This window comes from Spirosoma arboris (assembly GCF_009754945.1).
In the GTDB taxonomy this organism is placed as follows: Bacteria; Bacteroidota; Bacteroidia; order Cytophagales; family Spirosomataceae; genus Spirosoma; species Spirosoma arboris.
Window position 1 is genome coordinate 61,934 of the sequence record NZ_WPIN01000027.1, and the last position, 25,934, is coordinate 87,867.

Annotated in this window: 18 protein-coding genes; 12 read left to right on the forward strand and 6 right to left on the reverse strand. The window is 46.9% G+C overall.

What is annotated here, in order from left to right:
- Nucleotides 1–13 precede the first annotated feature (13 nt).
- The 4 genes from murA to GO755_RS37885 all read left to right on the forward strand — a co-directional run bounded on the left by murA (nucleotide 14) and on the right by GO755_RS37885 (nucleotide 3,946).
- Nucleotides 14–1,321, forward strand: a complete 1,308-nt coding sequence (murA, locus tag GO755_RS37870) for a UDP-N-acetylglucosamine 1-carboxyvinyltransferase (RefSeq protein ID WP_157590646.1) — start codon at nucleotides 14–16, stop codon at nucleotides 1,319–1,321.
- 185 nt (nucleotides 1,322–1,506) lie between these two features.
- Nucleotides 1,507–2,154 (forward strand): DUF305 domain-containing protein, encoded by a 648-nt coding sequence (locus GO755_RS37875; protein WP_157590647.1) that lies wholly within the window; start codon nucleotides 1,507–1,509, stop codon nucleotides 2,152–2,154.
- 63 nt (nucleotides 2,155–2,217) lie between these two features.
- Nucleotides 2,218–3,021 (forward strand): bacteriorhodopsin, encoded by an 804-nt coding sequence (locus GO755_RS37880; protein WP_157590648.1) that lies wholly within the window; start codon nucleotides 2,218–2,220, stop codon nucleotides 3,019–3,021.
- A gap of 28 nt (nucleotides 3,022–3,049) precedes the next feature.
- Nucleotides 3,050–3,946, forward strand: coding sequence for an SAM hydrolase/SAM-dependent halogenase family protein (locus tag GO755_RS37885; RefSeq protein ID WP_157590649.1), 897 nt, complete (start codon nucleotides 3,050–3,052; stop codon nucleotides 3,944–3,946).
- Here GO755_RS37885 and GO755_RS37890 read toward each other — a convergent pair whose 3' ends face one another.
- On the reverse strand, nucleotides 3,947–5,779 hold the full coding sequence (locus GO755_RS37890) for an ABC transporter ATP-binding protein (protein WP_157590650.1): 1,833 nt from the start codon (nucleotides 5,777–5,779) through the stop codon (nucleotides 3,947–3,949).
- A 171-nt stretch (nucleotides 5,780–5,950) separates the two neighbouring features.
- Between GO755_RS37890 and GO755_RS37895 the strand changes: the two genes are divergently transcribed.
- Genes GO755_RS37895 through GO755_RS37905 form a run of 3 tightly spaced genes read left to right on the forward strand, consistent with a single transcriptional unit; the run spans nucleotide 5,951 to nucleotide 7,728 of the window.
- Entirely contained in the window at nucleotides 5,951–6,295 is a 345-nt protein-coding gene (locus GO755_RS37895; protein WP_157590651.1) for a PadR family transcriptional regulator, read from the forward strand.
- Between the two features lie 6 nt (nucleotides 6,296–6,301).
- Entirely contained in the window at nucleotides 6,302–7,009 is a 708-nt protein-coding gene (locus tag GO755_RS37900) for a hypothetical protein (RefSeq protein ID WP_157590652.1), read from the forward strand.
- A gap of 38 nt (nucleotides 7,010–7,047) precedes the next feature.
- Nucleotides 7,048–7,728, forward strand: coding sequence for a hypothetical protein (locus GO755_RS37905; RefSeq protein WP_157590653.1), 681 nt, complete (start codon nucleotides 7,048–7,050; stop codon nucleotides 7,726–7,728).
- A 27-nt stretch (nucleotides 7,729–7,755) separates the two neighbouring features.
- Here GO755_RS37905 and GO755_RS37910 read toward each other — a convergent pair whose 3' ends face one another.
- Nucleotides 7,756–8,862 (reverse strand): glycosyltransferase family 4 protein, encoded by a 1,107-nt coding sequence (locus GO755_RS37910; protein ID WP_157590654.1) that lies wholly within the window; start codon nucleotides 8,860–8,862, stop codon nucleotides 7,756–7,758.
- 178 nt (nucleotides 8,863–9,040) lie between these two features.
- Between GO755_RS37910 and hemE the strand changes: the two genes are divergently transcribed.
- On the forward strand, nucleotides 9,041–10,069 hold the full coding sequence (gene hemE, locus GO755_RS37915) for a uroporphyrinogen decarboxylase (protein ID WP_157590655.1): 1,029 nt from the start codon (nucleotides 9,041–9,043) through the stop codon (nucleotides 10,067–10,069).
- Between the two features lie 217 nt (nucleotides 10,070–10,286).
- On the opposite strand, the gene GO755_RS37920 is transcribed toward hemE, so the two are convergent.
- The 3 genes from GO755_RS37920 to GO755_RS37930 all read right to left on the reverse strand — a co-directional run bounded on the left by GO755_RS37920 (nucleotide 10,287) and on the right by GO755_RS37930 (nucleotide 13,830).
- Complete coding sequence (locus tag GO755_RS37920; protein WP_157590656.1) at nucleotides 10,287–11,282, reverse strand: bifunctional heptose 7-phosphate kinase/heptose 1-phosphate adenyltransferase; 996 nt, start codon at nucleotides 11,280–11,282, stop codon at nucleotides 10,287–10,289.
- 91 nt (nucleotides 11,283–11,373) lie between these two features.
- A complete protein-coding gene (locus GO755_RS37925; RefSeq protein ID WP_157590657.1) occupies nucleotides 11,374–12,891 on the reverse strand; it encodes an NADH-quinone oxidoreductase subunit N in 1,518 nt (505 codons plus the stop codon).
- Nucleotides 12,892–13,020: 129 nt separating this feature from the next.
- A complete protein-coding gene (locus GO755_RS37930) occupies nucleotides 13,021–13,830 on the reverse strand; it encodes a TerC family protein (protein ID WP_157590658.1) in 810 nt (269 codons plus the stop codon).
- Between the two features lie 367 nt (nucleotides 13,831–14,197).
- On the opposite strand from GO755_RS37930, the gene GO755_RS37935 reads away from it, so the two are divergent.
- The gene (locus GO755_RS37935; protein ID WP_317166041.1) at nucleotides 14,198–19,282 is read left to right on the forward strand and encodes a translocation/assembly module TamB domain-containing protein; all 5,085 of its coding nucleotides are present in this window, start codon (nucleotides 14,198–14,200) and stop codon (nucleotides 19,280–19,282) included.
- Between the two features lie 6 nt (nucleotides 19,283–19,288).
- Nucleotides 19,289–21,709, forward strand: a complete 2,421-nt coding sequence (tamL, locus tag GO755_RS37940) for a translocation and assembly module lipoprotein TamL (RefSeq protein WP_157590659.1) — start codon at nucleotides 19,289–19,291, stop codon at nucleotides 21,707–21,709.
- Between the two features lie 69 nt (nucleotides 21,710–21,778).
- Here tamL and GO755_RS37945 read toward each other — a convergent pair whose 3' ends face one another.
- Nucleotides 21,779–22,492, reverse strand: coding sequence for an arylesterase (locus GO755_RS37945; protein ID WP_157590660.1), 714 nt, complete (start codon nucleotides 22,490–22,492; stop codon nucleotides 21,779–21,781).
- Nucleotides 22,493–22,606: 114 nt separating this feature from the next.
- Here GO755_RS37945 and GO755_RS37950 point away from each other — a divergent pair, with 114 nt between their 5' ends.
- Entirely contained in the window at nucleotides 22,607–23,308 is a 702-nt protein-coding gene (locus GO755_RS37950) for an ABC transporter ATP-binding protein (RefSeq protein ID WP_157590661.1), read from the forward strand.
- An 83-nt stretch (nucleotides 23,309–23,391) separates the two neighbouring features.
- Complete coding sequence (locus GO755_RS37955; protein ID WP_157590676.1) at nucleotides 23,392–25,893, forward strand: ABC transporter permease; 2,502 nt, start codon at nucleotides 23,392–23,394, stop codon at nucleotides 25,891–25,893.
- The last annotated feature ends 41 nt before the right edge of the window (nucleotides 25,894–25,934 follow it).

A 25,934-nucleotide genomic window follows, 5' to 3' on the forward strand; every position in this document is an offset into this window, starting at 1 on the left:
CATCATTCCACGAATGGCATCTTTTCAAATTACAGGTGGGCGCAAACTAAAAGGCGAACTCATTCCGCAGGGGGCAAAAAACGAAGCGCTACAAATTCTCTGCGCCGTTTTACTAACTAAAGAACCCGTTATCATTCATAATATTCCAGGCATCCGCGATGTCAACCAGCTTATTGATCTGCTGGGCGATTTAGGTGTCTGGGTGACCAAGATTGGCGAAAGCTCGTACCGGTTCCAGGCCAGTGACGTTAATCTGGACTATCTGGAATCCGACACTTACAAGCGCAAAGCAGCTGCCCTTCGAGGGTCGGTTATGTTACTGGGGCCTATGTTGGCTCGTTTCAAAAAAGGGCGAATTCCTCGGCCTGGTGGCGACAAAATCGGCCGTCGGCGGTTAGATACGCACTTCTTGGGTTTCGAAAAACTTGGAGCCCAGTTCAACTATGATCCCAACGACGGAGGCTATTATCAGGTCGATGCCAGTAATCTACGCGGTGCCTATATGCTCCTTGACGAGGCATCTGTAACTGGGACTGCAAATGTTCTGATGGCCGCTGTTATGGCCGAAGGCATTACAACGATTTACAATGCTGCCTGCGAGCCATATCTTCAGCAACTATCCCGGATGCTCAATTCTATGGGAGCGAAAATCTCTGGTGTTGGCTCTAATCTGCTCACGATCGAAGGGGTTACAGAGCTGAAAGGAACTGAGCATACTATGCTCCCCGACATGATCGAGATTGGTTCGTTCATTGGCTTAGCCGCCATGACGCAGTCGGAAATTACGATCAAAAACTGCCGGATTCCAGAGTTAGGTATCATTCCTGACCAGTTTAAACGGCTGGGCATTCAGATGGAATTTCGGGGCGACGATATTTTCGTTCCAGCTCAGGAGCATTACCAGATCGAAAGTTTTCTGGACGGTGGCATGATGACTGTTGCTGATGCACCCTGGCCTGGTTTTACGCCCGACTTGCTCAGCATTGTCCTCGTAACCGCTGTTCAGGCACAAGGAACATTGCTCATTCACCAGAAGATGTTCGAAAGTCGACTGTTTTTTGTGGATAAGTTAATCGACATGGGCGCCCAGATTATTCTTTGCGACCCACACCGCGCTACGGTAGTCGGTCTAAATCGCCAGGTTCCTCTAAAAGGAATCCGCATGTCGTCGCCAGATATCCGGGCGGGTGTTGCGCTGCTGATTGCAGCTATGTCTGCTAAGGGAACCAGTATCATCGACAGCATCGAACAGATTGACCGGGGTTACCAACACATCGACACGCGCCTAAACGCAATTGGGGCCGAGATTATCCGGTTGTGATTTCTGGTTTTGCAGACTGCTATTTTCCAAAAAGGGGCAAATCTGCCCCTTTTTTATTTGCCAGAATCAGCCTATCTCTCTGCAACTAAGGCACATTCACTAAACCTTCTGGCCTAATTCTTGTCTTTAGAGTGTAACTCCTTTACTTTAACGGCGAAATATTGTCCCTAAAATCAGTACACAAAATGAAAACGCTACAATCCAATTTATCAATCTGGGCACTTGCAACCCTACTGGCTGGTGGTTCGTTAACAGCCTGCGCCCAGGCCACAACTGGCACAACAGCGGCTGCTGCCACTACTGCCAGTGACCCAGCAAAAACAACGCTTCTAACACCTCTACAGCAGTCTATTACGAAAATAAAAAAGCTAGTAGCTACGGGTGACCCTGATTTCGATTATTCCTTTCAGGCTAAACTTCATGCCCAGGGTGTACAGGATTTACTGAAACAGGAAATTCAGAACGGGAAAGATACTGCCCTGATAAAAATAGCAAAAACATTGCTTCCGGCTACTGATGCCGATGTTACGCTATTGGATGGAACAATGCGGCAACTAAAACCAACGCGCCCTAACCAGGCTTATACACAAGCGCAAAGCCGTAATGTTGAGGCTATGAGTTTGAAATTACAACAAACGGGCACTAGCGACAAGTTAACCAGCAATCTGGACAAGAATTTTTCAACCTTGCTGCTTGATCAACGGCAGGATGCGATCGATATGGCGACTACCTATCTAAAATATGGTAATAACGCTACATTGAAAACGTATGCCCAAGGTTTGATCGATAAATCGACACAACAGATTGCCCAAATTAAGGCGACAATTAAATAAACAGGACGTTCGTATGGGCGTTTAGAAATGGTAGGTATATTCAGGCCTACCATTTTTAGTTTTATGGAAGTAACAAATACGTTTATACCAACAGCGGGCAGCGTTGGTCTCTTATCCATGGTTACATACTTTTTCTTAGTCGTGGCCATGTTTACTTTTTTAGGAACATTTATCTTTTCGCTCGTTTCGCAAAGAATCTCCCTTCCAGAGCAAACTAATCCAATAGTACCTAATACCTTTATTCTGACCACAATTAGCACAGCGATAGCAGGTCTAACATACTATCTGATTCAGTCTTATTATCATGATATGCTGGCAGAAATGGCTACTGTAAGTGATGTAAACGACCGTCAGACCCTTATTCGCGAATCATACAATGCGATGGGTCAATATCGATATGTAGCTTGGTTTATTACAACTCCTTTGCTACTGGCTCAGCTAATTGCTTTACTTCGAATTCCGTTTAACAAGCACAAACGGCAACTGCTGGGATTACTTATGGCTACCTTATTTATGGTTTTTGCCAGCTATATCGGCCATGAGCAACTCTCTTTCGATAATGAAATCCAGATCGTACCCAAATTAGTCTGGGGTCTCATTGCCCTGATCGACTTTGTTACTATTCTGTTTACCCTATATCGACTCTGGAAAGAGGTCGGTGGAAAAGCTCACCCGGCTTTTCGCTTAGCGGCTCTGGTGATCGCTTCAGTTTGGGGAATTTATTTCATTGGCTATTTCCTCACTCTAGCTCCTGTTGATTTTAACTGGATTCACCTGGCGTTTACAATTGCCGATGTCGTCAGTTTGATTGGTATAGGAATGGTTGTTTATTTAGCGAATATGAATCGTTGGAATATCATTCTGTAACTTCATCCCACCTCCAAAATTTGGCCTTATGCGTATTATCTACGGGTTTGTCCTCTCGCTACTCTTAATTACTCAGCAATTAGCTCATGCTCAAAACGGCATTGTAGTTTTCCAGTCTGATTTTGGCTTGAAAGACGGAGCTGTCTCTGCGATGAAAGGGGTGGCTCTAGGTGTATCACCAACACTCAAGTTGTTTGATCTCACGCACGAAATTCCGGCTTATAATATTTGGGAAGCAGCCTATCGACTCTACCAAACGGCAACATATTATCCAAAGGGAACCGTGTTTGTATCAGTTTGTGACCCTGGTGTTGGTACAGAGCGGCATTCGGTTGTGCTATTAACAAAATCCGGGCACTATATCGTGACGCCTGACAATGGCACACTGACATTGATCGCTGAACAGCTTGGCATTCAACAGATTCGACAAATTAACGAAGCCATTAACCGACGAAAAAACTCGAATGAATCATACACCTTCCACGGTCGAGATGTATATGCGTACACGGCCGCCCGGCTCGCTTCCCGTACCATTACGTTTGAACAGGTTGGACCGAAACTACCAAACGAAGTGGTGCGATTGCCCTATCAGAAAGCAGAATACAAAAGCGGAGTGGTAAAAGGGACTATACCCATTCTTGATATCCAATACGGCAATGTCTGGACCAATATTCCAAAAGCCATGATTGAGCAACTCGGTGTAAAACCGGGCGAAATGCTTCGTGTGCAGATTTCTCAGAACGATAAATCGTTATACGACAAACCAGTTCGATGGGTGAATACGTTTGGCGAAGCTCCTGTTGGCGATGACATGGCGTATATCAATAGCCTGATGGATTTTTCTGTTGCTGTCAATCAGGGAAATTTCTCCGAGAAATATAAGGTGTTCAGCGGGGCAGACTGGACGATTGTTGTGAGCAAATAATCAAACATTCTGCATTGTGCTTAATTTTCGGTAGAAACCTTCGTCCAGTGTCAGCAGTTCGTCGTGCCGACCACGTTCTACAATACGTCCCTGATTCACCACCAGAATAATATCGGCATGTTGAATTGTGCTCAGTCGGTGGGCAATCACGAGCGTTGTCCGGTTGGCCATCAGGCGGGTTAAGGCTTCCTGCACTAGTTTTTCCGATTCGGTATCGAGAGCTGAAGTAGCTTCGTCGAGAATTAAAATCGGTGGATTTTTAAGGATAGCACGAGCAATACTGATACGCTGCCGTTGCCCACCCGACAGTTTTCCTCCCCGGTCGCCGATAGTGGTTTGATAGCCATCTGGCTGAGCCATAATGAAATCATGTGCATTGGCAATCCGGGCAGCCTCCATCACTTGTGCTTCCGTAGCGGCATTCCCAAAAGCAATGTTGTTGAAGATAGTGTCGTTAAACAGGATGCTTTCCTGAGTTACAATACCCATTTGTGTCCGTAATGACGCCATTGTACAATCGCGCAAATCCACACCATCGATCAGGATTTTCCCAGCAGTTGGATCATAAAAACGAGGAACCAGATCGGCAATAGTTGATTTTCCTCCACCCGACGAGCCTACCAGCGCCACCGTCTTCCCTTTAGGCAAGTCGAAGCTGATATCGCGCAGAACTGGCGTATCCGGATTGTAGGCAAAAGAAACGTTCTGCACCGAAATTCGGTCACGGAAATCAGTCAGGGTTACGGCATTCGGTTTATCCTGAATAGCAGGTGGCGTATCAATCAGTTCCAGAACACGTTCACCTGAAGCTAGTCCTCGTTGTGAGCCGCTAAATGCATTCGAAATGTCCTTAGCTGGACGTGTCACTTGCGAAAAAATAGCGATGTAGGTAATGAATTCAGCCGCCGTTAACTCCGACTGACCGCTCAGTACCAGCGATCCACCATAAAATAAAATACTAGAAACGACCGCTACACCGACCACTTCCGAAAACGGAGATGCCAGTTCGCGCCGATTCGCCAATGAGCGGACAGCATCCCGATACCCTTCATTTTCGCGTCGGAATTTATCCAGAATAAAGCCCTCTGCCACAAACCCTTTCACAACACGCATGCCGCCAAAAGTTTCGTCCAGCAAACTTAATAAGCCACTCAATCGCTGCTGAACCTCCTGGGCATCTCGCTTCATTCGCCGAACAAGGGTAGCAATAAATAGGCCCGAAACTGGAATGACAAGAATCGCGAACAAGGTTAGTTTGACCGAAATACTGAGTAGTGCGATGATATAGGCAATCAGTAAAAAAAACTCTTTCGAGGCAGCCGAGAGCGTATTGGCAATAGAATTTTCAACTTCCTGTACGTCGGTTGTGGTACGGGAAATGAGGTTTCCTTTGCGCTCGTTCGAGAAAAAACCAAGGTGTAGTTGAAGCGTTTTGGCAAATACGGCCTCACGCAACTTCGCTACCATTCTCGCCTTAAACGATTCTAATTGCCTTACTGACAAATACTTGAATAGATTATTGAACAGTACAGAAAGGACAATCACAAAGCAGACAAATTGCAGAGCGCCAACTTTTCCATACTCTTGAAATACCTGCGCTAAATAGTATTTAAAGAAATCAGTAGGTCCGCTAGTCAACGAAGGAGCAGGCTGATTCAAAAATTCCTGCATTTGTTTAGCATCGACCTTATCGAACAGGATACTGAGCAGCGGAATCAGCAATGTAAAATTCAACACGCCAAATACACTGGACAATAGCGACGTCAACACGAACGGCGTCAGGAATCGTCCTAATGGTTTGGCAAACGAGAGTAATCGAATATACGTTTTCATTATCCTGCAAAGTTAACCGGGATTTAGCTGATTTGTGGATTTACTAGATTTTGCTTCCAGTAGATAGAAGCAATTAACAAAATCAGATTAATCCATAAATCAGCTAAATCCTGGTTCAGATTTAATACCTAAGACTTGGAGGTATATAGATTTCTTTTGTACGTTTGGAGCATGAACGCTCCCAATAATTCCTCTTTACTGAAAGGTAGCTTATCGGTCATGATTTTGCGGTTGCTGGAAGACCGCGAGAAGATGTACGGCTACGAGATTACGCAAAAAGTGAAAGACCTAACAGCGGGTGAAATGACTATTACCGAAGGAGCTCTTTATCCAGCTCTACACAAGCTCGAAGCCGAAGGCCTGCTCACTACCGAAACACAAATTGTGGATGGTCGCGCCCGAAAATACTACTCACTCACCAAAACCGGCCACACCGAAGCTGCCGGACGCATCGCCGAGCTGGCGTCGTTTCTGGAAAATCTGAATCTAGTATTGAAATTGAAACCGTCTATTTAATCTGCCATGCTTACTTCCGAACAACTTCGCCTGCTTCGTCATGATTTGCTCCATTTAGCCAACATTAGCTATAGTGAGGTTATGGATGAATTGCTGGATCACTATGCAAGCCTGACTGAAAAATGGATGCGGGAGGATTATTCCTTTGACGAGGCCAGTCGAAAAGCCTGGAATGAGTTAGGGAATGGGCGGGGAATTCTACACATTCAGGAACGGTATAAAAAACTATTGCTTCATCAATTACAGCTTCAACACTGGAGCATAGTACGCCGTTACTTTCGTTGGCCCACACTCATAACGACTTTACTAGTGGGTACTCTAGCTTATTTAACTGTCAGGGCATGGCCGTCGAGCATTCTATCCGCCTTATTTTTTGTATGTGTATTTGCTCCCTATCTATTATTTATCCCCAGTGAATTACGTCTGTTCTGGCAGAAACAAATACAAAAACGGGCTCTGTTGACTTCCCTTCGGCGCGAAGTCGTTTACCGACAAGCGCGGTATGGCAATTACCTCTATTTGTTTGTCATTCAACTACCTATACTCGTAATTTCATTATTTTTTGATGGAACAAACTCACGAACGAGTCGGCCGTATCTATTCGAGTGGCATACCGCTTTATCTGCCGCTCTTGCATTTGTTGCCATTATGTATACGCTTACTTACCTCGAACTCTACACAAAGCATTCTGCTAAAGGTTTTGCGAATGCTTAACCCAACGTAATTCGGCTCTCATAATTCAATTAGATACCATGCTCACTCCCGCTCAACTTACTGCCATTGACAACCACCTCCGCAGCCATTTAAACAAACTAAAATGGTTGCACCAGGATGAGTTTATTGCTGAAATTACTGACCATTATATAGACGCGATTTCGGAGCGCATGAGCCAGGGCGACTCCTTCGATGCAGCATTAATAAGCATATATAACAGTTTTGGACAGAGCCCTGGTTTGAAGCAATTAGAATTAACATACTGGAAATTTTCGGCACGGGAGTTCCGAAAAAAGATAGTGATCTACATGTTGAATTTCCTCTCTTTTCCGCTAGTTTTTATAACCGTGCCTTCTATTGTCCTGTTCTTAATGGTCAGGATTAAGTTTGCAGGACTGTTTCTCTCGCCGTTTATCGTCACGCGTTTTACCCTTTTCGAGATTTTACTTTACAGCCAAAGCCTGCTTGGAATTCTGGCCTGGCTATTTAAGAAGCGACCTACATACTTTGGCCCTTTTCAACCATGGGCACAAAAAATAGCTGTTCCTCTAGGAAAAACTTACAATTGGCTTCTTTTCATATTTTGTATGGAGCTATTTTCTAGTCCCATACTCTTAGGCAAGGCGGCACCTTATAGTACAACCTTGCTATATATAATTTCCCTGCTAGGCTATTTTAGTTATCGAAGGGCAATCAAAGCGTACAGATTTACTGCCTGAATCGATTACTAAACCTCGTCCATCAGCTCACAGGATACGTTTCCCGTCTGCCAACTCCTTATACAACGCCCAATACTCCTTTGCTACACTCGGCCAACTGAATCCGGCGGCTCGTCGGCGTAGTCGATCTTCGCGTAACGGATTCTGCCCAAAATCATGCAGACCATCGTGGAGCACTTTGGCCATGTTCTCCGGCTCGAAATTCTCAAAATAGTAGGCTTCGTTACCACCTACTTCAGGCAAACTTGTCAGATTTGAAATGAATACTGGCTTACCAAACGTCATAGCTTCGGCGACGGGTAGACCAAATCCTTCAGTTAACGACGGGAATAAAAAGGCTTCACAATGAGCGTAGAGCCATAATTTAGTCGCTTCATCGACCGCACCAGGCATCAATAAGCGATCAGCTACACCGAGTTTCTCGGCCTGTTCGCGGATGTGCTGTGCGTACGGATGGCGGTCGGGACCGGCTAATACCAACCGATAATCGGGAAAAGCTTCGAGTAATGGCAATAGCGTATGAACGTTCTTCTTTGGGTGAATAACGCCTACGAAAAGGAAGAAAGATGATTGAGTGAATTGAGCAATTGGGGAGTCTGCGGGTAGTTTGTCGGGGGTATTGTTTGGGTTGACAGCTACACCCGTGTAAACAACTTTCAGTGGTAGTGTTTTAGGGATATGTAAATGCTCCTTAACCACCGAAGCCGTAAAAGCGGAACCCGCCGTAAGCAGCGATGCCCGATTAATTTTCCGTTGAAGCTGGGCCACTCGCCGGGCTTTTTTAGCGGCTGAATAATCCGCACGCTCCAGAAAGTTCAAGTCATAAATTGTCAACATCAGTTTTGCTGACTGAGAGGGACGTGGCAAATAGACTGAATCCTGATGTAGACAATGCCAGACATCATATTGTCCCGGAATCCAAAGTTTTCTTCGCCAGGACGCTTCGATATAGTTCACCGAATCGCCAAAAACGCCTGATTTGCCTTTTGGCACCAAAAACGTAAGGTTCCACGGTTCGCCCTCGCGACCGTCGGGGCGTTGATGAACCAGTTCGTGGCCGAGGTGTAGACATACCTGACCTAAACCACTGTTGAGATCACGAAGACGTTCGGCGTCGATAAAAAGAGCGGGCATTCGATTCAAATTTTGGCAAAGTTGAGAAATTTTGCGAGGACTTTCATTGAAGCCGTGCCACGGTTTGGAACCGTGGCACGGCTTCAATGAAAGTCCTCGCAAAATAAATCAGTTAAATCCTTAGAGCCAGTCGAATTATCTCCATCTGACGAATCCCGGTTCAGATTATCTTTGCACCATGACTTTACAAAATGATTTGCTGCTCCGCACCGCACGGGGCGAATTGACCGAGCGCGTACCTGTTTGGATGATGCGCCAGGCCGGACGTGTATTACCTCAATACCGCGCTGTACGGGAGAAGGCTGGCAGTTTCATAACCCTGGCAAAAACACCTGAATTAGCCGCTGAAGTAACGATTCAACCCGTCGATGCCTTCGATGTGGATGCTGCTATTATTTTTTCCGATATTCTGGTGGTGCCCGAAGCAATGGGACTTCCTTACGAAATGATCGAAAGCCGGGGGCCGGTTTTTCCAGACACCGTTCGCAATAAGGCTGATCTGAGTCGTCTGCGGGTGGCCGATGCCGAAAGCGATCTTGGCTATGTATTGGATGCTATTAAATTGACCAAGAAAGAGCTGAATAATCGCGTGCCGCTTATTGGTTTTGCGGGGGCGCCGTTCACTATTTTCTGTTACATGACCGAGGGTAAAGGCAGTAAAACCTTCTCGGTGGCCAAGAAATTGCTCTACACCGATCCCGATTTTGCCCATGCCTTGCTCCAGCAAATCACCGATAGCACTATTGCTTACTTACAGGCACAAATACGAGCCGGGGTCGATTTAATCCAGTTGTTCGATTCATGGGCGGGCATTCTCTCGCCAGAACAATATCGCACGTTTTCGCTGCCTTATATCAAACAGATTTGCGACCTAATAACTGACGTTCCGGTCACAGTTTTTGCAAAGGGCGCCTTCTTTGCCCGGCATGAAATTGGCCAGTTGAGTTGCGATGTTGTGGGTATCGACTGGAATATGGACCCGCATGAGTCGCGCCAATTGATCCCGGATCGAGTCTTGCAGGGGAATCTTGATCCTTGTGTACTTTACGCTGATTTTGCCCAGATACGGGCAGAAGTGAAGCAAATGCTCAGCGCATTTGGTCATCAACATTACATTGCTAACCTTGGCCATGGTATCTATCCTGATACCGACCCCGACAAGGCAAGGTGTTTTGTGGATGCAGTGAAGGAATTTTCAACATTGTGAATCTCCGCCCTTTCCGTGATGGCAGGTTCTAAAACCTGCCACGTTAGGTTTCTCAAAACCTAACATATTGCGGATAAATAACTGGCACGATTAGGTTTTGAGAAACCTGATCGTGCCGGGTTTTAGAACCCGGCACCACACGATTGATCCTGGAGCCCAGCGTCATACCTAACCTTTGACTCGGCGGCCCAGAGGCTGGAACGCCAGTCCGACCACATTACAAATTATCTTTTGCTTCTTCCTTTAGCTGCGCTTTATTAATCGGAACAACGCCAACCGATTCGCAGACAAGGCCACCGCCGAGGTTAGACAAACCTGCAATAATACTGGGAGGCTGTTTCAGCGCAACGCAACAGGCGGCAATACTGATCACAGTATCACCCGCCCCCGATACGTCGGCAATCTTCCGAACGTGAGCCGGAAGTTTCAGCTGTTCGTCGTTATAGTCAATAAAAGCGCCCCGTTCCGACAGGGTGATGAGCGCGCCTTTCAGGTTCAGCGTTTCCTTCAACTGCGTCACGACTGCCTGAAATTCATCCGCATTGTCTACGTCAAATTCAACTTTCAATCCCTCGCGTAGTTCTTTCAGATTTGGCTTAAAAAGTGTTGTATTCTGGTAGGCCAGGAAGTTGCGTTTTTTAGGATCAACTACCGTTGGAATGCCTTGCTCATTAGCAAAATCGGTGATTTCGGCAATGGCTTCTTTACTCAGAACACCTTTATCGTAGTCTTCAAAAATAACGACATGGCAGGTCGGAATCAGTTCTTTTGCTTTCGCAATTAACTGCGTCCGTTCATCAATTGTAATGTATTTATCGGTTTCGGTATCTACACGTACTACTTGCTGCGAACCAGCAATAATTCGTTCTTTAATCGTCGTAATTCGGTCAGCACTTCGGATCAGGCCATCGCAGTTCAATTCCCGGTCACAGAGTTCCTGTTGGAGTTGATCACCGGGCCCATCGGTTCCGATGATTGAGCAAATAATTGCTTCAGCTCCTAATGCCTGCACATTTAGCAGCACATTACCCGCTCCGCCCAGGCGCAACTCACGCCGATCAACCGTTACGACCGGAACCGGTGCTTCGGGAGAAATTCGTTCCACACGCCCCCATACATAGGAGTCGAGCATGACATCGCCAATAATCAGAACGCGGAGTTTATCGAATTGCTCAAACAATTCATCGATGGTCATATCCAGGACCGGGTTCATAGGCACACAACAACTTATTGAAGCACAAAGAAACAAAAAAAGTACCCGCTTTTGAGTGATTGTAGTTGCAGTTGAGCAACCGGGCACTTAACTACCAGTTCGTCAGCCAATGCAGCAGGAGTTCTGGTTTCAAAAATAAAATTACGATTGGTATTACTAATCCGACAGCAAGTCCAATAGCAGCTTTGGGAGCAGAAGTCGACTGCTGCCCATCTGTAGTAGACGCCATTGGTCGAAAAAAGAGTAGGAAAGGAATTTTGAGATAATAGACAAGCGAGATTAATGCATTCAGCAAGCCCAGTACGAATAAAGCCAGCAACCAAGAATTACCACTTAGCTGATACGCATCATAAAGCGCTGAAAAGGATAGAATTTTTGCCGTAAACCCGACTGTTGGGGGTAAGCCCGTTAAGGCAAGCATGACCACCGTAAGAGCTACCGATAATAAAGGTTGTTTTGGTCCCAGACCTGCAAAATTGCTGATCGTTAAATCGGTGCCGTTACTCCGAGCCAATAAGTCGACCAGAAAGAAAGCGGCAAGCGAAATGAATAGATAGGTCCCAACGTAGAACAAAACAGCTTCAAAACCAGCCTGACTCATGGCCACAACCCCAACCAAAAGGAAGCCAGCATGGGCAATCGTCGAGTAAGCTAATAGCCGTTTCGCATCCGTTTGACGAAGGGCCGACAGATTACCAATCAAAATGCCCGCAAGCGCCAGCACAGCTAGTGGAGTTTGTAGTGAACTGGCTGTAGCTCCGCCTAGTACCGGCTCGGTCGGGAGGGCAGTTACAAGTCGCATCAAAACCAGTACCGCAGCGGCCTTTGGTCCCACCGAAAAGAATGCAGCTACCGGAACGGGTGCCGCTTCGTAGGCATCAGGTGTCCAGACATGAAACGGTACACCAGCGAGTTTAAAAAACAATCCGGCTCCGGTTAGCAGCAGGGCTACCGTTGCCACAGAAGTATCCTGATGGGCAAGTTCTGCACCGAATACGTCGGCGGTCAGATCCAGCGTGCCGGTCATGCCATAGAGTAGCGACATACCGTAGAGCATAATTGCCGAGCTGACTGCCCCAAACAGCAGGTATTTAATCCCGCCTTCCGATGCTTTCCGGTCAGCGGTGAGGGCTGTGAGTAAATACGAACAGATGGAAACTAATTCAATGCTCAGGTAAATACTCAACATATTGACCGACAGGGTCATCATAAACAAACCCAGCGTCATGGCAATCAACAGTGGATACCATTCAAGCGGTAATTTTGGCTGGAAGTTAACCTGTTCCGACGTCGTGAACGCTTCATATAGCAAGACCATTGCCGCACTCAATGCAACCACCACCTGAATGAAAATCGCCTGATTATCGACAAATAGCAGGTGCATGAACAGGTGCCCTCGTGTTGGCAATAGCATTGCCCAAATCCCCGCTACCACTACGATACCGACACTTAAACCCGCTAACCATCGACGGGCCTTTAATAAAGAAGTTCCCCGAACGAATAGTAGTTCGGCAACCAGTAGTATACAGAAAGACGCCGATAACCACACCTCTGGTCCGAAACCACCGAGGCTGTTGATAATGTCGTTTAATTGATCGGTAAGGGACAAGATAAGTGGTTCGTGAAGTGAGTGGAGCGAGTGAAGTAGGTGGAGTAGGTTAAGTAAGGATGATCGAAAACCCCATTATACTTACTTAACCTACTCCACCTATTTCACTCACTCCACAAATAACTAAGTTTAAATCATTCCATCCTGGTCCGGCTGGCCTTCGTAGTTATGCAACTTAACAGGACTCTGTTTTTTGCGCAGACGAATGTTCAGGAATTCGACCAGCAGTGAGAAGGCGATAGCAAAGTAGAGATAGCCTTTGGGCACGGTTCCAACTTCCTGATTGAAAATCACAACTTCTGACAAGTGGGCGCCTTCGGCCACTAGCATAAAGCCAATCATAATCAGAAAGGCCAGACCCAGCATCTGAATCGTGGGGTGTTCATTCACAAACGAGCCCACGGGTCCGGCAAAGAACATCATAATCAGGATAGACAGCACAACGGCAATCATCATGATCGTTACATTCTGCGTCAAGCCAATGGCAGTCAGAATCGAGTCGATGGAGAAAACGATGTTCGTAACAGCAATCTGCGCCACCACACTCGAAATAGTCGTTTTGCTTTTTGCTGAGCCCGTTTCCTCATGTTCTCCACCCTCCAGCTTGTGGTGAATTTCGGACGTGGCTTTATAAAGCAGGAATAGCCCGCCAGCAAATAGAATCAGACTTTGACCCGTGAAAGCCGCTTTGAACCAACCCGAATCAACATGCGTGAATGGCTTACTCAGCGATATGACGAACGAAATACCCAATAGCAGCACCAAACGGAATCCCATAGCCAGTGCCAAACCGATGTTCCGTGCTTTGGGCTGGTCTTTCCGAGCCAGCTTATTGGCCGCAATGGAAATAAAGATAATGTTGTCGATACCCAGGACAATTTCCAAAAATGTCAGGGTAAGCAGGCTGACAATAGATTCAGCAGTAAAAAGGTCGCTCATGGTTGAACCGAAGTGAAGCCCAAAATTACCCCCTACGACCCGCGTCTGCAACAACTTGTTCAAGAAAGAGCTTTGAACTGGACAAAAGGTTGCCTAACTAGGCAGTCGGTTTCTATCAACTATTGACGTATAGCATAGTAGTTCGTTTACTAGCATCTAATTTGTATAAGGTATCTAGAAAGCAATCCTAAACCGCATAGTTGGTAATCGATGGGCTTAATTTGATAATTTGTAGATGTATCTGGACATTCGCTAGCTTTAGCACGATCTCGCTAACATTTTCCAGCCATACTCGTTATGAAAGGAAACCCATGTTTCCCTGTGTACTACTAAACCGGTTTCGAGCCAACCGGAAACTTAATTTATTGTGACGAAACTGATCGTTCGTGTTCTTCTTGGTATCCTTGCTCTCGTCCTGTTGCTGGGGGGATTTGTGGTGCTTGTGGCTACAACACCCTGGGGTCAGCAGTTCGTGACGAAACAGGTGAACTCGTATCTCGCTCAAAAACTTCAGTCACCGTTTCATATTGGGCGGATTAAATACTCTATTCCCGACTGGATTGAACTGGAAGATGTGTTTTTCAAAACACCCAAAGGCGATACACTCCTGAACGGTGGACGAATGCGGATAGACCTCGACATGTGGGGCTTATTGAACAACCGCGTTGGCCTGAACCAGATCGAATTAGAGCATATTAAGCTGAATATAACTCGTACCCTCCCCGATACGGCGTTCAATTTCCAATACATTCTCAACGCTTTCATTACACAACCCGCTGGTACACCAGAGCCATCTGACACCGTATCGACACCGATGGCGATTAACCTGACGGGTATTGCGCTGAGAGACGTTCGGATTAAGTATAAGGATGATGTAGCAGGAGCGGATGTAAATGCCTATCTGGACAGCCTGAAAGCAACATTCGACAAAACCGACGTAGCCAAATCGCAATATCATTTAGCTAATGTGGCTGCGAACGGTCTGAATGTTTATACCCGTCTGTACGAAGGCTTACCTACTCCACCAAGTGCTCCGAGCAAACCCGGCGATACGCTTGATCTTGCATTGGGCAAATGGCAGTTAAACCACACAAAATGGGATATCCGTGTTGAAACGGCCGACTTTAAAACACAGGGAAGCGCCGATCAACTCGCCATGGAATCCGATTATTTGTATCTGGAAGGCGAGAAAATTGGCATTAAATCGCTCAACCTTACAAACGCTGATATTGCCGCCGTCTTAACCAAACCGACGAAAAAACCAGCCGTAACAGCACCAACGGCTACTACTGCGTCAACAGCGCCTGGATGGCAAGCTAAGCTCACCAATGTTCGTTTTGCGAACAATCGGGTTCGATTCGATGATGAAACGGCTCCCCGCCAAAAACAAGGACTTGACTACGGTCACCTTGATTTGCAGAATTTAGGGATTGATGGGAAGTTTCTGGCTTATCAGGATTTAGGGAAACGTGGTCAACGAATCAGTGGTCAATTGCGAAATGGTCGTTTCCGGGCTCCGACCGCACGGGCTGGTGATACGTTTGTTCTACAGCAACTTGATGGTAATCTGCTCTATACGGATACCACTACAACCTTAACCAAACTTTATATCCAAACCCCAACCACACTACTCCGCGATCAGGTAGTGTTACGTTATGACTCGCTGGGTCAGCTGAGCAACCCACGCTTTGCGAAACGAGTTAACGTTCGGGTGAACCTCCGTGATAGTCGTCTCTCGGTGGATGATGTGCTGAAGTTGGCACCCGATTTGGCCAATACGCCACCGTTCGCCGGTAATAAAGGGGGCATTTTCAAAGCGAATGCGCAGGCCGTTGGAACGTTAGCCGCCCTAAATTTACCCCGTGTTGAGCTGACCATGTTATCGGGTACCAGAGTTCGCGCCAGTGGCAAACTGACAAACGTGACCGACCCTGATCATTTAGGTGTAGCCATGACGGTGCAGGAAGCAACAACGAGCTTAGCCGATATTAACAAGCTGGCACCCAAAGGGTCCATTCCTTCATCAATTGATCTGCCTAAAACACTAAAACTTACCGGCAAGATCAATGGTCAGTTGAATGATCTCATTTTAGATGCCAAATTGGCTACGGAATGGGGTACGGCCAATTTCGACGGGCGGTTGGCAGGCTTTGTTGCCGGGAAGAATCAAACCTACAAAGGCACGCTTAATCTTAATCAGTTCGATGCAGGTAAATGGCTTAAGCAAACCGGAACAATTGGTAAAATAACGGGTCGAGCCACCGTCGACGGGCGGGGCATTGATGTAAAAACGCTGACAACCAATTTCGATCTGGCCATACAATCTGCCGACTTAAACGGCTATGTCTACCAAAACCTTGATGCGAAAGGCAGATTATCGAATGGACTCGTGAATCTGACAGGTGCACTCAAAGACCCCAACGCCAATTTGGCCATCGATACCAAAGTCGGATTGAAAGGCGATTTCCCAAGTGTAGCCGGGGAAGTGGTTATACAGGAGTTGGATTTGCAAAAGCTCAAATTATACAAAGACCCACTGGCGCTAAAAGGAAAAATCCTACTCGACATGGCTTCGACCGATCCGGCCAAACCCGTCGGGACTGTGTCGGCGAGTGATGCGGTTTTGAGTTTGAATGGCAAAAATTATCCGATCGATTCGCTCTATGCTAAACTGGCTGCAGATGGAAATACAAAGAATGTAGTTGCGCGACTGCCGGGGGCTCAACTCAAGTTGAATGGACAGTTTGACTATGCGCAACTGTACGACATCATTGCAGGCGAAATCAGCCAGTATATTGCTTTACCTTCACTGGCGTACAAAAGAATTCCGCCCCCACATGCGTTTACGATGTCGCTAAAGGCGTATCAGAATCCATTGTTTCAGGCCTTTGTTCCGGCCTTGACCCGCCTGGATACTGTCCGATTCGATGCTTATTTGGATAATTCCAGAGACACAACCCTTTCAGCTACATTCAGAACGGGTGTTGTTGTCTACGATACCACTACTCTTCAAGGAAGTACTTTTGCCATTCGGGGAGCTAATAATCAGCTAAAAGTGGATGGGCGAATCGATGGTGTGCTTTATAATGGCATAACGATTCGCCAAACAGATTTGAATGGTATCGCAGCCAATAACCAGTTCCGGTTTGCTATCGTCAACAAAGATTCCATCAATCAGGACTTGCATGGGCTAGCCGGTACGTTGAGTATTGTTGACTCCAGTTATCGGTTCAAGTTTGCCCCCAATGGCTTACTCACCAATTATGAACGTTGGAAAACAGATACGACTGGTTTTGCGCAGTATGGCAAAAACGGCGTGCGGGTCAATAACATCCATATCGAGACGGGGCAACAATCGCTTGACATCAGTAATACCGAGCAATACGAAAATGCACCTATTCGGGTAACAGCTCATGCTATTGAACTGGCCAATATAGCGCGTCTGGCGGATCAGGATACGACACTAGCCAGTGGTCAATTGAACGGCACCATCATTGTGCGTGATTATTTGAATACCACCAATAAGCTCTCCTTCATCGGGTCGATCTACGTTGATAGTTTGAAGGTGATGCAGAAACCTATTGGCAACCTTACGGCCCGACTTAGAAATGGAGACGATGGGCGTATTAATGTCAATACTACTCTTACCGGTCCTTATAACGACGTTACCGTTACAGGCTTTTATAATCCTGAAAACGCCAAAGAAGCCCTCGATCTGGCCATTAACCTGAAACGGTTGGATGCCCGAACCATCGAAGCTTTTAGTTTCGGTGAACTGCGCCAGGCAAAGGGACAACTTACGGGCGACTTTACAGTAGGGGGCGCTACGGATAGCCCCAAACTAGATGGTAAAGTCGATTTTGATTCAGTAGCCTTTAACATCAAACAGCTAAATTCCACGTACCGTATTGATAAGTCGGCGTTGGCGTTTTCGAATCAAACCATTACGTTTAATGACTTCAAACTGCGGGATACGTTGAATCGTACGCTCACGACGAACGGTACTGTTACATTGAAAAATCTGCCCAATGTCGCGTACAATCTACGCGTTCAGGCCGATCATTTCCAGGTACTTAATGCCAGTCGTAAAGACAATGATTATGCTTACGGACAGGCAGCAGTAAGCACCGATCTCCGAATTAAAGGCGAAGGTGCGAATGCATCCATCAACGGTACAGTACGGCTCGAAGATGACAGCAAAATTTCGATGGTGCTACCCGATGAAGCAGCGAGTGCTGATGAAGCAAATGGCATTGTTACATTTATTAACCACAACGATTCGCTGGCACTGGTCAAGTATTTATACAAGCCTAAAAAGGATACACTCGCCCCACGGCTGGCCTTCGAACAATTAAGTGCCTCAACTATTTCGGTCGATCTGGAAGCTGATGAAAAATCAGAACTGACGATTGTTGTCGATGAACTGAACGGCGATTACCTGCGTGTACGCGGCAATGCCCGACTCAATGTAGGTGTCAATGCGGCTGGTGAGCTTACAGTACTGGGTCGCTATGAGGTGACGGAAGGCGAATACTCGCTGACCTATCAGGTACTAAAACGGCAGTTCCAGCTTCAAAAAGGGGGTTATATTAACTTTACAGGTGACCCACTCAAGGCCGACATTAACATGACGGCGGTCTATAAAGTCGCAGCTCCTCCCGGCGATTTGATTGGTAACGAGTCTACTAATCTTGGTGCTTCAGACCTTAAACGGAAGCTGCCCTTTGAGGTCGATCTTACAATTAGTGATAATCTGGCTTCCCCAAAACTAAGCTTTGACATTCGCTTGCCTGAAGTAGAAAATAATACCACCAGTCAGGACAGTCAACTTGGTTCAACGATCGCCGATAAGCTCAAAAGCCTCCGTCAAGACCCCGCTCAAATTAACAAACAAGTGTTTGCGCTATTAATTCTGAGTCGATTCTTACCCGAGAATTCGGCCGACTTCTTCTCGGGTTCGGATAATGGCGGGCTGAATACACAAGCAGAAAACATTGCCCGCAGCAGCGTAAGCAAACTCATTTCGGACCAATTGGGTCGATTAGCGTCTGGAGTTTTAAAAGGCTTCGATGTTGATTTCAACTTATTATCTCAGGCAGGTAGTGCGAATACGGGTGGCACCACCAACGGCTCCCGCACCGACCTTAACGTTGGGTTGTCGCGTAGTTTTCTGGCCGGACGTGTAACTGTTTCGGTTGGAAAAAATTTCGTTCTTGATAACTCGGCAAATGCTGCCGTGCCTAGCCAAAACCAGGTATTCGACAACGTGTCGGCCAACTATAACATTACTCGCGATGGTCGATATGTGCTGCGTGCCTACCGGCGCAACGATTATCAAGCGGTACTGGATGGCTATATTATCGAAACGGGAGTTGGGTTCATCATTTCGATGGATTTCAATACACTGGCCGAAATTTTCCGTCGGCCGTCGCCTAACCCCGCGCTGAATTAATTCGTTATGAAGTACGTATCGCTGATAAAATCTTTTTTTGAGAGACTGTTTTTCGCCTTGCGTATACAGGTAAAAAACAGTCGATATATCTCTTCCCTAGTTCCCTACGCTCTATGCTTTCTGCTAAGTGCCTGTAATATAGCCAAGCATTTACCATCGAATGATCGGCTGTATATGGGCACCGATATTAACATCCATGCCGACTCAACCGTTTCTGCCACTGAGCAAAGTGGCCTGAAAGATCAGTTAACAGCGCTGGCCCGTCCTCGTCCCAATAAGCAACTATTTGGCTATCCCTATAAAGTCGGCTTATACTATTTGTTCGGAGAGCCCAAAAAACCGAAAGGATTCCGATCCTGGTTTCGGAAGAAATTTGGGCAGGAGCCTGTTCTGGCTAGTGCCAAAGCGATTTCGTCAAATATTCCCATTTTCAAGGCCACCTTACAAAATCAGGGTTATTTCGGCTCGGATGCGACAGGGAAACTTACCGAAGATGGGTACAAAGCAAGGGGCGTTTATGAGGTTAATGTGAAGCAACGTTTTTTGATCGACTCAGCAGGTTTTCTGGTCGATTCCACACCTGTTCGCAAAGCCTTGCTGGCATCAGCCCGACGAACCGTTATCAAAAAAGGTGATCCGTATGTATTCGACAATATTAAGCTAGAGCGCGAACGCATTAGCCAGTCGATCAAACAGCGTGGTTTCTATTATTTCTTACCTGATTACATCGCTGTAATAGCCGACAATGATACAGCAAGGCATCGGACAAAACTGTATTTTGCTATCAAGCCCGATATCCCCGAAGCAGCTAGCGTGCCGTATTACATTCGTGACATCTTTATCTATTCAAATTATAACCTCTCTACAGCCCGAAACGATACGAATAGACGTCAGGCTTATACAACAGAAGAGCAATTCCAGGTTATCGACTCCACCCACCGGTTCGATCAGAAATTGTTTCGCGATGTTGTAACGGTGAAGCCAGGAGCACGTTACAACAGCCGCATGCAGGATCTTACGCTCTCGCGGTTCATTAATGTAGGTGCCTTTAAATTTGTTCGGAATCGGTTCGATCCTGATCAACAGGGAGATACGGCAGTGCTGGATGTCCATTATTACCTGACTCCTTATCCTGCGAAATCGGTTCGGGCAGAGTTAGATGGTACGTCGCGTTCGAATAACTTCAACGGTACGCAGGTAATCCTGAGCTGGAGAAACCGGAATGCGCTTCATCGAGCCGAATTATTAACTATTAATGCAAACGCCGGGATTGAATTTCAGGTTGGTGACGCTGGCCAGGGAGTAACTAATTATCGCTTCGGCACCGATGCAACCCTAAGTTTCCCACGATTGGTAGCCCCTTTCCGGTTCCGGTATGATCAGCGGCAGGCTCTACCCAAAACAAATGCGACGATTGGTTATCAAACAATCCTTCGAGGGGGTTTATATCGGATTAACTCAGCTCAAACAACATTTGGGTATGCCTGGAGACAAAATCAGCAGATTGAGCACGTTTTCCAGCCATTCAATATCAACTACGTTTATGTGCCATTAAGTGATGTTTCCCAACGCGTTTATGACATCATTCAGGATACGCTCACCGCACCGATTGTTAAATCGCAGTATATCAATACGGTTTTTCGGTCAGATCAGCTTATTCTAAGCTCTTTATATACGTTTAACTTCAATTCCCCCATTCGTTCCCTTTCACCTACCAGTTATCGCATAAGCGCTAATGCAGAAGTGGCTGGCAATCTGGCAAGTCTTTTCTTTCGGAAGCCGTTAGAAAACGATCCTCGAAATGGGATTTTTGGCGTTCCATACGCTCAATACCTTCGACTTGATATCGATGGTCGATTGTATCGTAAACTAACCCAGAAAATAACCTGGGCGAACCGCGTGTTTGCTGGCGTAGGGATCACCTACGGTAATTCAAAAGGCAGATCGCTGCCGTTTACCAAACAGTACTTTGTTGGGGGTAGCAACAGTATTCGGGCGTTCCGACCAAGAGCAATTGGGCCGGGTCTGTTTACACGCGATACGTTGAAGAATGTCCCCATATTTCAGGACGGAGGGGGTGATGTTAAACTGGAAGCCAATACCGAACTACGGATCAAGTTTAACAAGTATCTTGAGGGAGCTATTTTTGCCGATGCCGGAAACGTCTGGTCCTATTCGGACGTAGACACATTCGGACCAGAAGCGAAGTTTCCGAAACGGTTTTATGAACAGATTGCGATTGGTACGGGCGTTGGTGTCCGGATTGATTTATCCTTCTTTCTGGTTCGTCTTGATATAGCCACTCCCCTACGCAAACCCTACCAAACAGATGGCAGCGAGTGGGTCATCGATAAGATGGCTTTCGACAGTACAGACTGGCGTAAACAAAATCTGATATTTAACATCGCAGTAGGTTATCCGTTTTAATTTGTTTTAAGTTCAATGTTCCAGGTTATACCTCTGGCATTCTGGAACATTGAACTTGAAACCTGGAACTTATTTCAATACTGGCTTAAGCACTTCCCACACTGTATTCGCTACGATTTTATGTCCGGCAGGCGTCGGGTGAATACCATCAGGCTGATTCAGCTTTGGAATACCGCCAACACCTTCGAGCAGAAATGGAATTAGAATTAGCTTGTTCTTATCTGCCAATTCTTTAAACAATCCGCGAAATTCTTTGGTATACGAAGTTCCCATGTTGGGCGGAATCTGCATACCCGCCAACACAATGGTAGCCTGCGGGCTTTTCTGCCGAACGGTATCGATGATAGCCTGCAAATTTTGGCGCGTGGCCGTTAATGGAAGCCCTCGAAGTCCATCGTTACCTCCTAGCTCAAGCACGAATACAGCAACGGGTTGGCGCACCACCCAGCTAATCCGGCTTTTCCCTCCGGCTGTCGTTTCGCCACTCAATCCAGCATTCACAACCGTGTAGTTTAGCCCGGCAGAGTCGATCTTCTGACCAACCAAGGCAGGGAATGCCTGCGACGGTTCAACGCCATAGCCCGCAGTTAGACTATTGCCATAAAACAGCACGATTTTCTTTTTGGCCGCAGTGGCTGGTTTCGACTCGGCTTGGGATGCCGGAGCATTCGTATTGGTTGAACTCGTTTTCGTATCAGATAATCCACAGCCCCAGACCGTTAGGAGTATCAATAGGCCGCTTATCACAGAATAAGCTGTTTGTCGATTCAGGCAGAACTTCATAAAGAATACATCGGTTAATGAATTTAAACGCAAAGAGCGCTAAGACATACGCAAAGTACGCTAAGAATATTTTGCGAACCTTGCACCTTTCTTTGCGTTTAAAACGATTTTTCCATGAGTATTCTGCGCGTCGAAAATCTTACCAAAACCTATTCAAGCGGAGGCCGTGACTTGACCGTACTCCATAGCGTAAACTTCACTCTTGAACCGGGTGATACCTTCTCGATTGTTGGTCCGTCGGGCAGTGGCAAAACGACCTTGCTCGGTTTGTGCGCTGGTCTGGACCGGGCTTCGTCGGGCAGTGTTTATTTAAATGATATCCGCCTGGATACACTCAATGAAGACCAGCGAGCCGCCATTCGTAACCAGTACGTCGGTTTCATTTTCCAGAACTTCCAGCTTTTACCCACACTCACTGCACTCGAAAACGTAATGGTACCGCTGGAACTACGGGGGGAAAAAGGAGCAGCTAAAACAGCGCAGGCGCTTCTCGACCGAGTCGGCTTAGGGCAACGTGGACATCATTATCCAACTCAGCTATCGGGAGGAGAACAACAGCGGGTATCGCTGGCGCGCGCTTTTGCCAACCGCCCTAAACTACTCTTTGCCGATGAGCCAACCGGTAACCTCGACGCCGATACCAGCGCCACCGTTGTCGATCTACTTTTTGAACTCAACCGCGAGGCCGGCACAACGCTCGTTCTCGTCACGCACGATATGGAATTAGCCGCCCGCACGCAACGCATCATTCGCATCAAGGGAGGTACGGTAATATTGGATACTAAAGAGCGAGAGAGCGAGAGAGTGCAAGAGTGATTGCACACAAGTCCGCCCTTTCACTCATTCACTCCGCTTCGGCGGTCCGATTTCGATCTTTAAATATGTATTGGCTCTTCCGTATGGCCTGGCGCGACAGTCGCCGGAGCCGCCAACGATTACTCTTATTTATGTCGGCCATTGTGCTGGGTATTGCGGCTTTGGTCGCTATAAATTCCTTTGGGGATAACCTTGCTCAAAGTATAGACGATCAGGCCCGCGAGCTCCTTGGGGCGGATCTTACGGTTTCCTGGTCACGTGCGCCTTCGCCTAAAACGCAACAGTTACTTAAAACAACGGGTCGAGATCGGGCGTATGAAGTTTCCTTTGCGTCGCTGGTATCCATACCCAAAACTGGGGGAGTCCGATTAGCACAGGTGAAAGGATTGCAGGGTAATTTCCCCTATTACGGAACTTGGGAAGTACAGCCTACATCCGCCATTCAAACGTTCCGACAGGCTGCTGATCGCGTGGCCTTAGTTGATGATGGACTTTTGGTGCAACTGGGCGCTCAGGTTGGCGATTCGGTTAAAGTAGGCAATCTGTCATTTTTGATTGCCGGCCGCGTTACTAAAACACCTGGACAAGCCGCCATTGCTGCGACCGTTGCACCTACAGTCTTTGTGCCCAATCAGTTTCTGGCTAATACGGGTCTATTGCAACGGGGTAGTCGCGTCGCTTATAAATACTATTACCAGTTTGCGCCTGGCACAGATATTGAGAAATTCGTGAAAACGGTTTCGGCCCGACTAGATAAGGAAGGCGTAAATTACGACACCGTCGATGGGCGTAAAAAACAAACTGGCCGTTCCTTTGCCGATCTCACCAAATATTTAAGCCTTGTTGCGTTTGTAGCTTTATTGCTCGGCTGCGTAGGGGTCGCCAGTGCGGTTCAATTATACGTAAAAGAGAAAGTAACGTCGGTCGCTATTCTGCGAACACTTGGTGCCAGTGGACGGCAGGCATTTCTGATTTATCTGCTTCAAACGGCATTAATGGGCCTGATTGGTGCAACAATTGGTGCATTGGTTGGCTCAGTCGTGCAATTGGTATTACCACGAGTATTTGGCAATTTCCTACCGATTACGGTCGAAACAGCTTTGTCGGGACCGGCGATTTTGGGCGGCATTGGTACGGGATTGCTAATCTCTATACTATTTTCCCTTCTACCATTATTGGCTATTCGGAATGTTTCACCCTTGCGAACGTTGCGAACATCGTACGAAGATGACTTGAGTGGCCGGGACCCGCTACGGTGGTTAGTCTATTTGCTCGTCCTCGGTTTCATTGTCGGATTTGCCTATCTACAGACAAAAAACCTGATGCTAGCCATCGGCTTTACAGCTGGTTTAACCGTGGCGTTCGGTATTCTAACGGCTCTTGGATTAGGATTGATCTGGCTCGTTCGTCGCTTTTTCCCGACATCATGGAGTTATGTTTGGCGGCAGAGTTTAGCCAATCTTTATCGACCCAATAACCAGACCCTTATCCTCGTAACATCCATTGGTTTGGGCGCTTTCCTGATTGCAACGCTCTATCTTACACAGGGTTTGCTGCTCGGTCGGGTAGAATTATCGGGTAGTGGCAAGCAGCCCAATATGGTGCTGTTCGACATTCAAAATGAGCAAATTGCGGGCGTGCGAGCATTAGTGACTGGTCAGAAACTACCTATTTTACAGGAAGCGCCCATTGTTACGATGCGCCTGTCAGACATTAATGGAAAAACCAATGAATCCATTCGAAAAGATACATCGGCCAGACCCCCGAAGTGGGCGTTCACCCGCGAATACCGTGTCACCTACCGCGACTCGTTGATATCGTCAGAGAAACTGATAGCTGGCAAAGCGCCTTATCAGGAAAACGGCAATGCGTATGTATCTATTGATAAAGACTTCTTCGACCGAATGCACCTTAAACTCGGCGACACCTTAAATTTCAACGTACAGGGGGCCCCGATTCAAACCATCGTAGGCGGTACGCGGGAAGTTGAATGGAATCGGGTACAGACCAATTTTCTGGTTGTCTTCCCGTCAGGTGTTCTGGAACAGGCTCCGCAGTTTCATGTACTAATGACACGGGTACCCGATAATAAAACATCAGCTGTACTTCAGCGCGGATTAGTCAGTCGCTTCCCGAACGTGTCAGCCATTGACCTTGGCCTGATTTTGAAAACAGTCGATGAAATTCTGGCACAAATCTCGTTCGTGATTCAGTTTATGGCTCTGTTCAGCATTCTAACAGGCCTATTAGTACTGGCCAGCTCGGTGGTTATCAGCAAATACCAGCGTCTGCGCGAAAGTGTATTGCTTCGGACGTTGGGTGCCAGCCGGGAGCAAATTTTAAGCATCACCGTTGTGGAATATGGCTTGCTAGGATTACTCTCAGCCCTGTCGGGAATTTTATTATCGATCGTGGGTACATGGGCATTAGCTCGATTTGTATTTGAAGTTCCCTATCGACCCGATGGTATACCCTTACTTATCGTTACGATTGTGGTAACCGTTCTTACCGTTCTCATTGGTGTCTTCAACAGTCGCGACGTACTAACAAGACCGCCATTGGACGTGTTGCGGGCAGAGGCATAAACACTGGCATTAGGGGCACATAAGCACGAACACGTTTACTG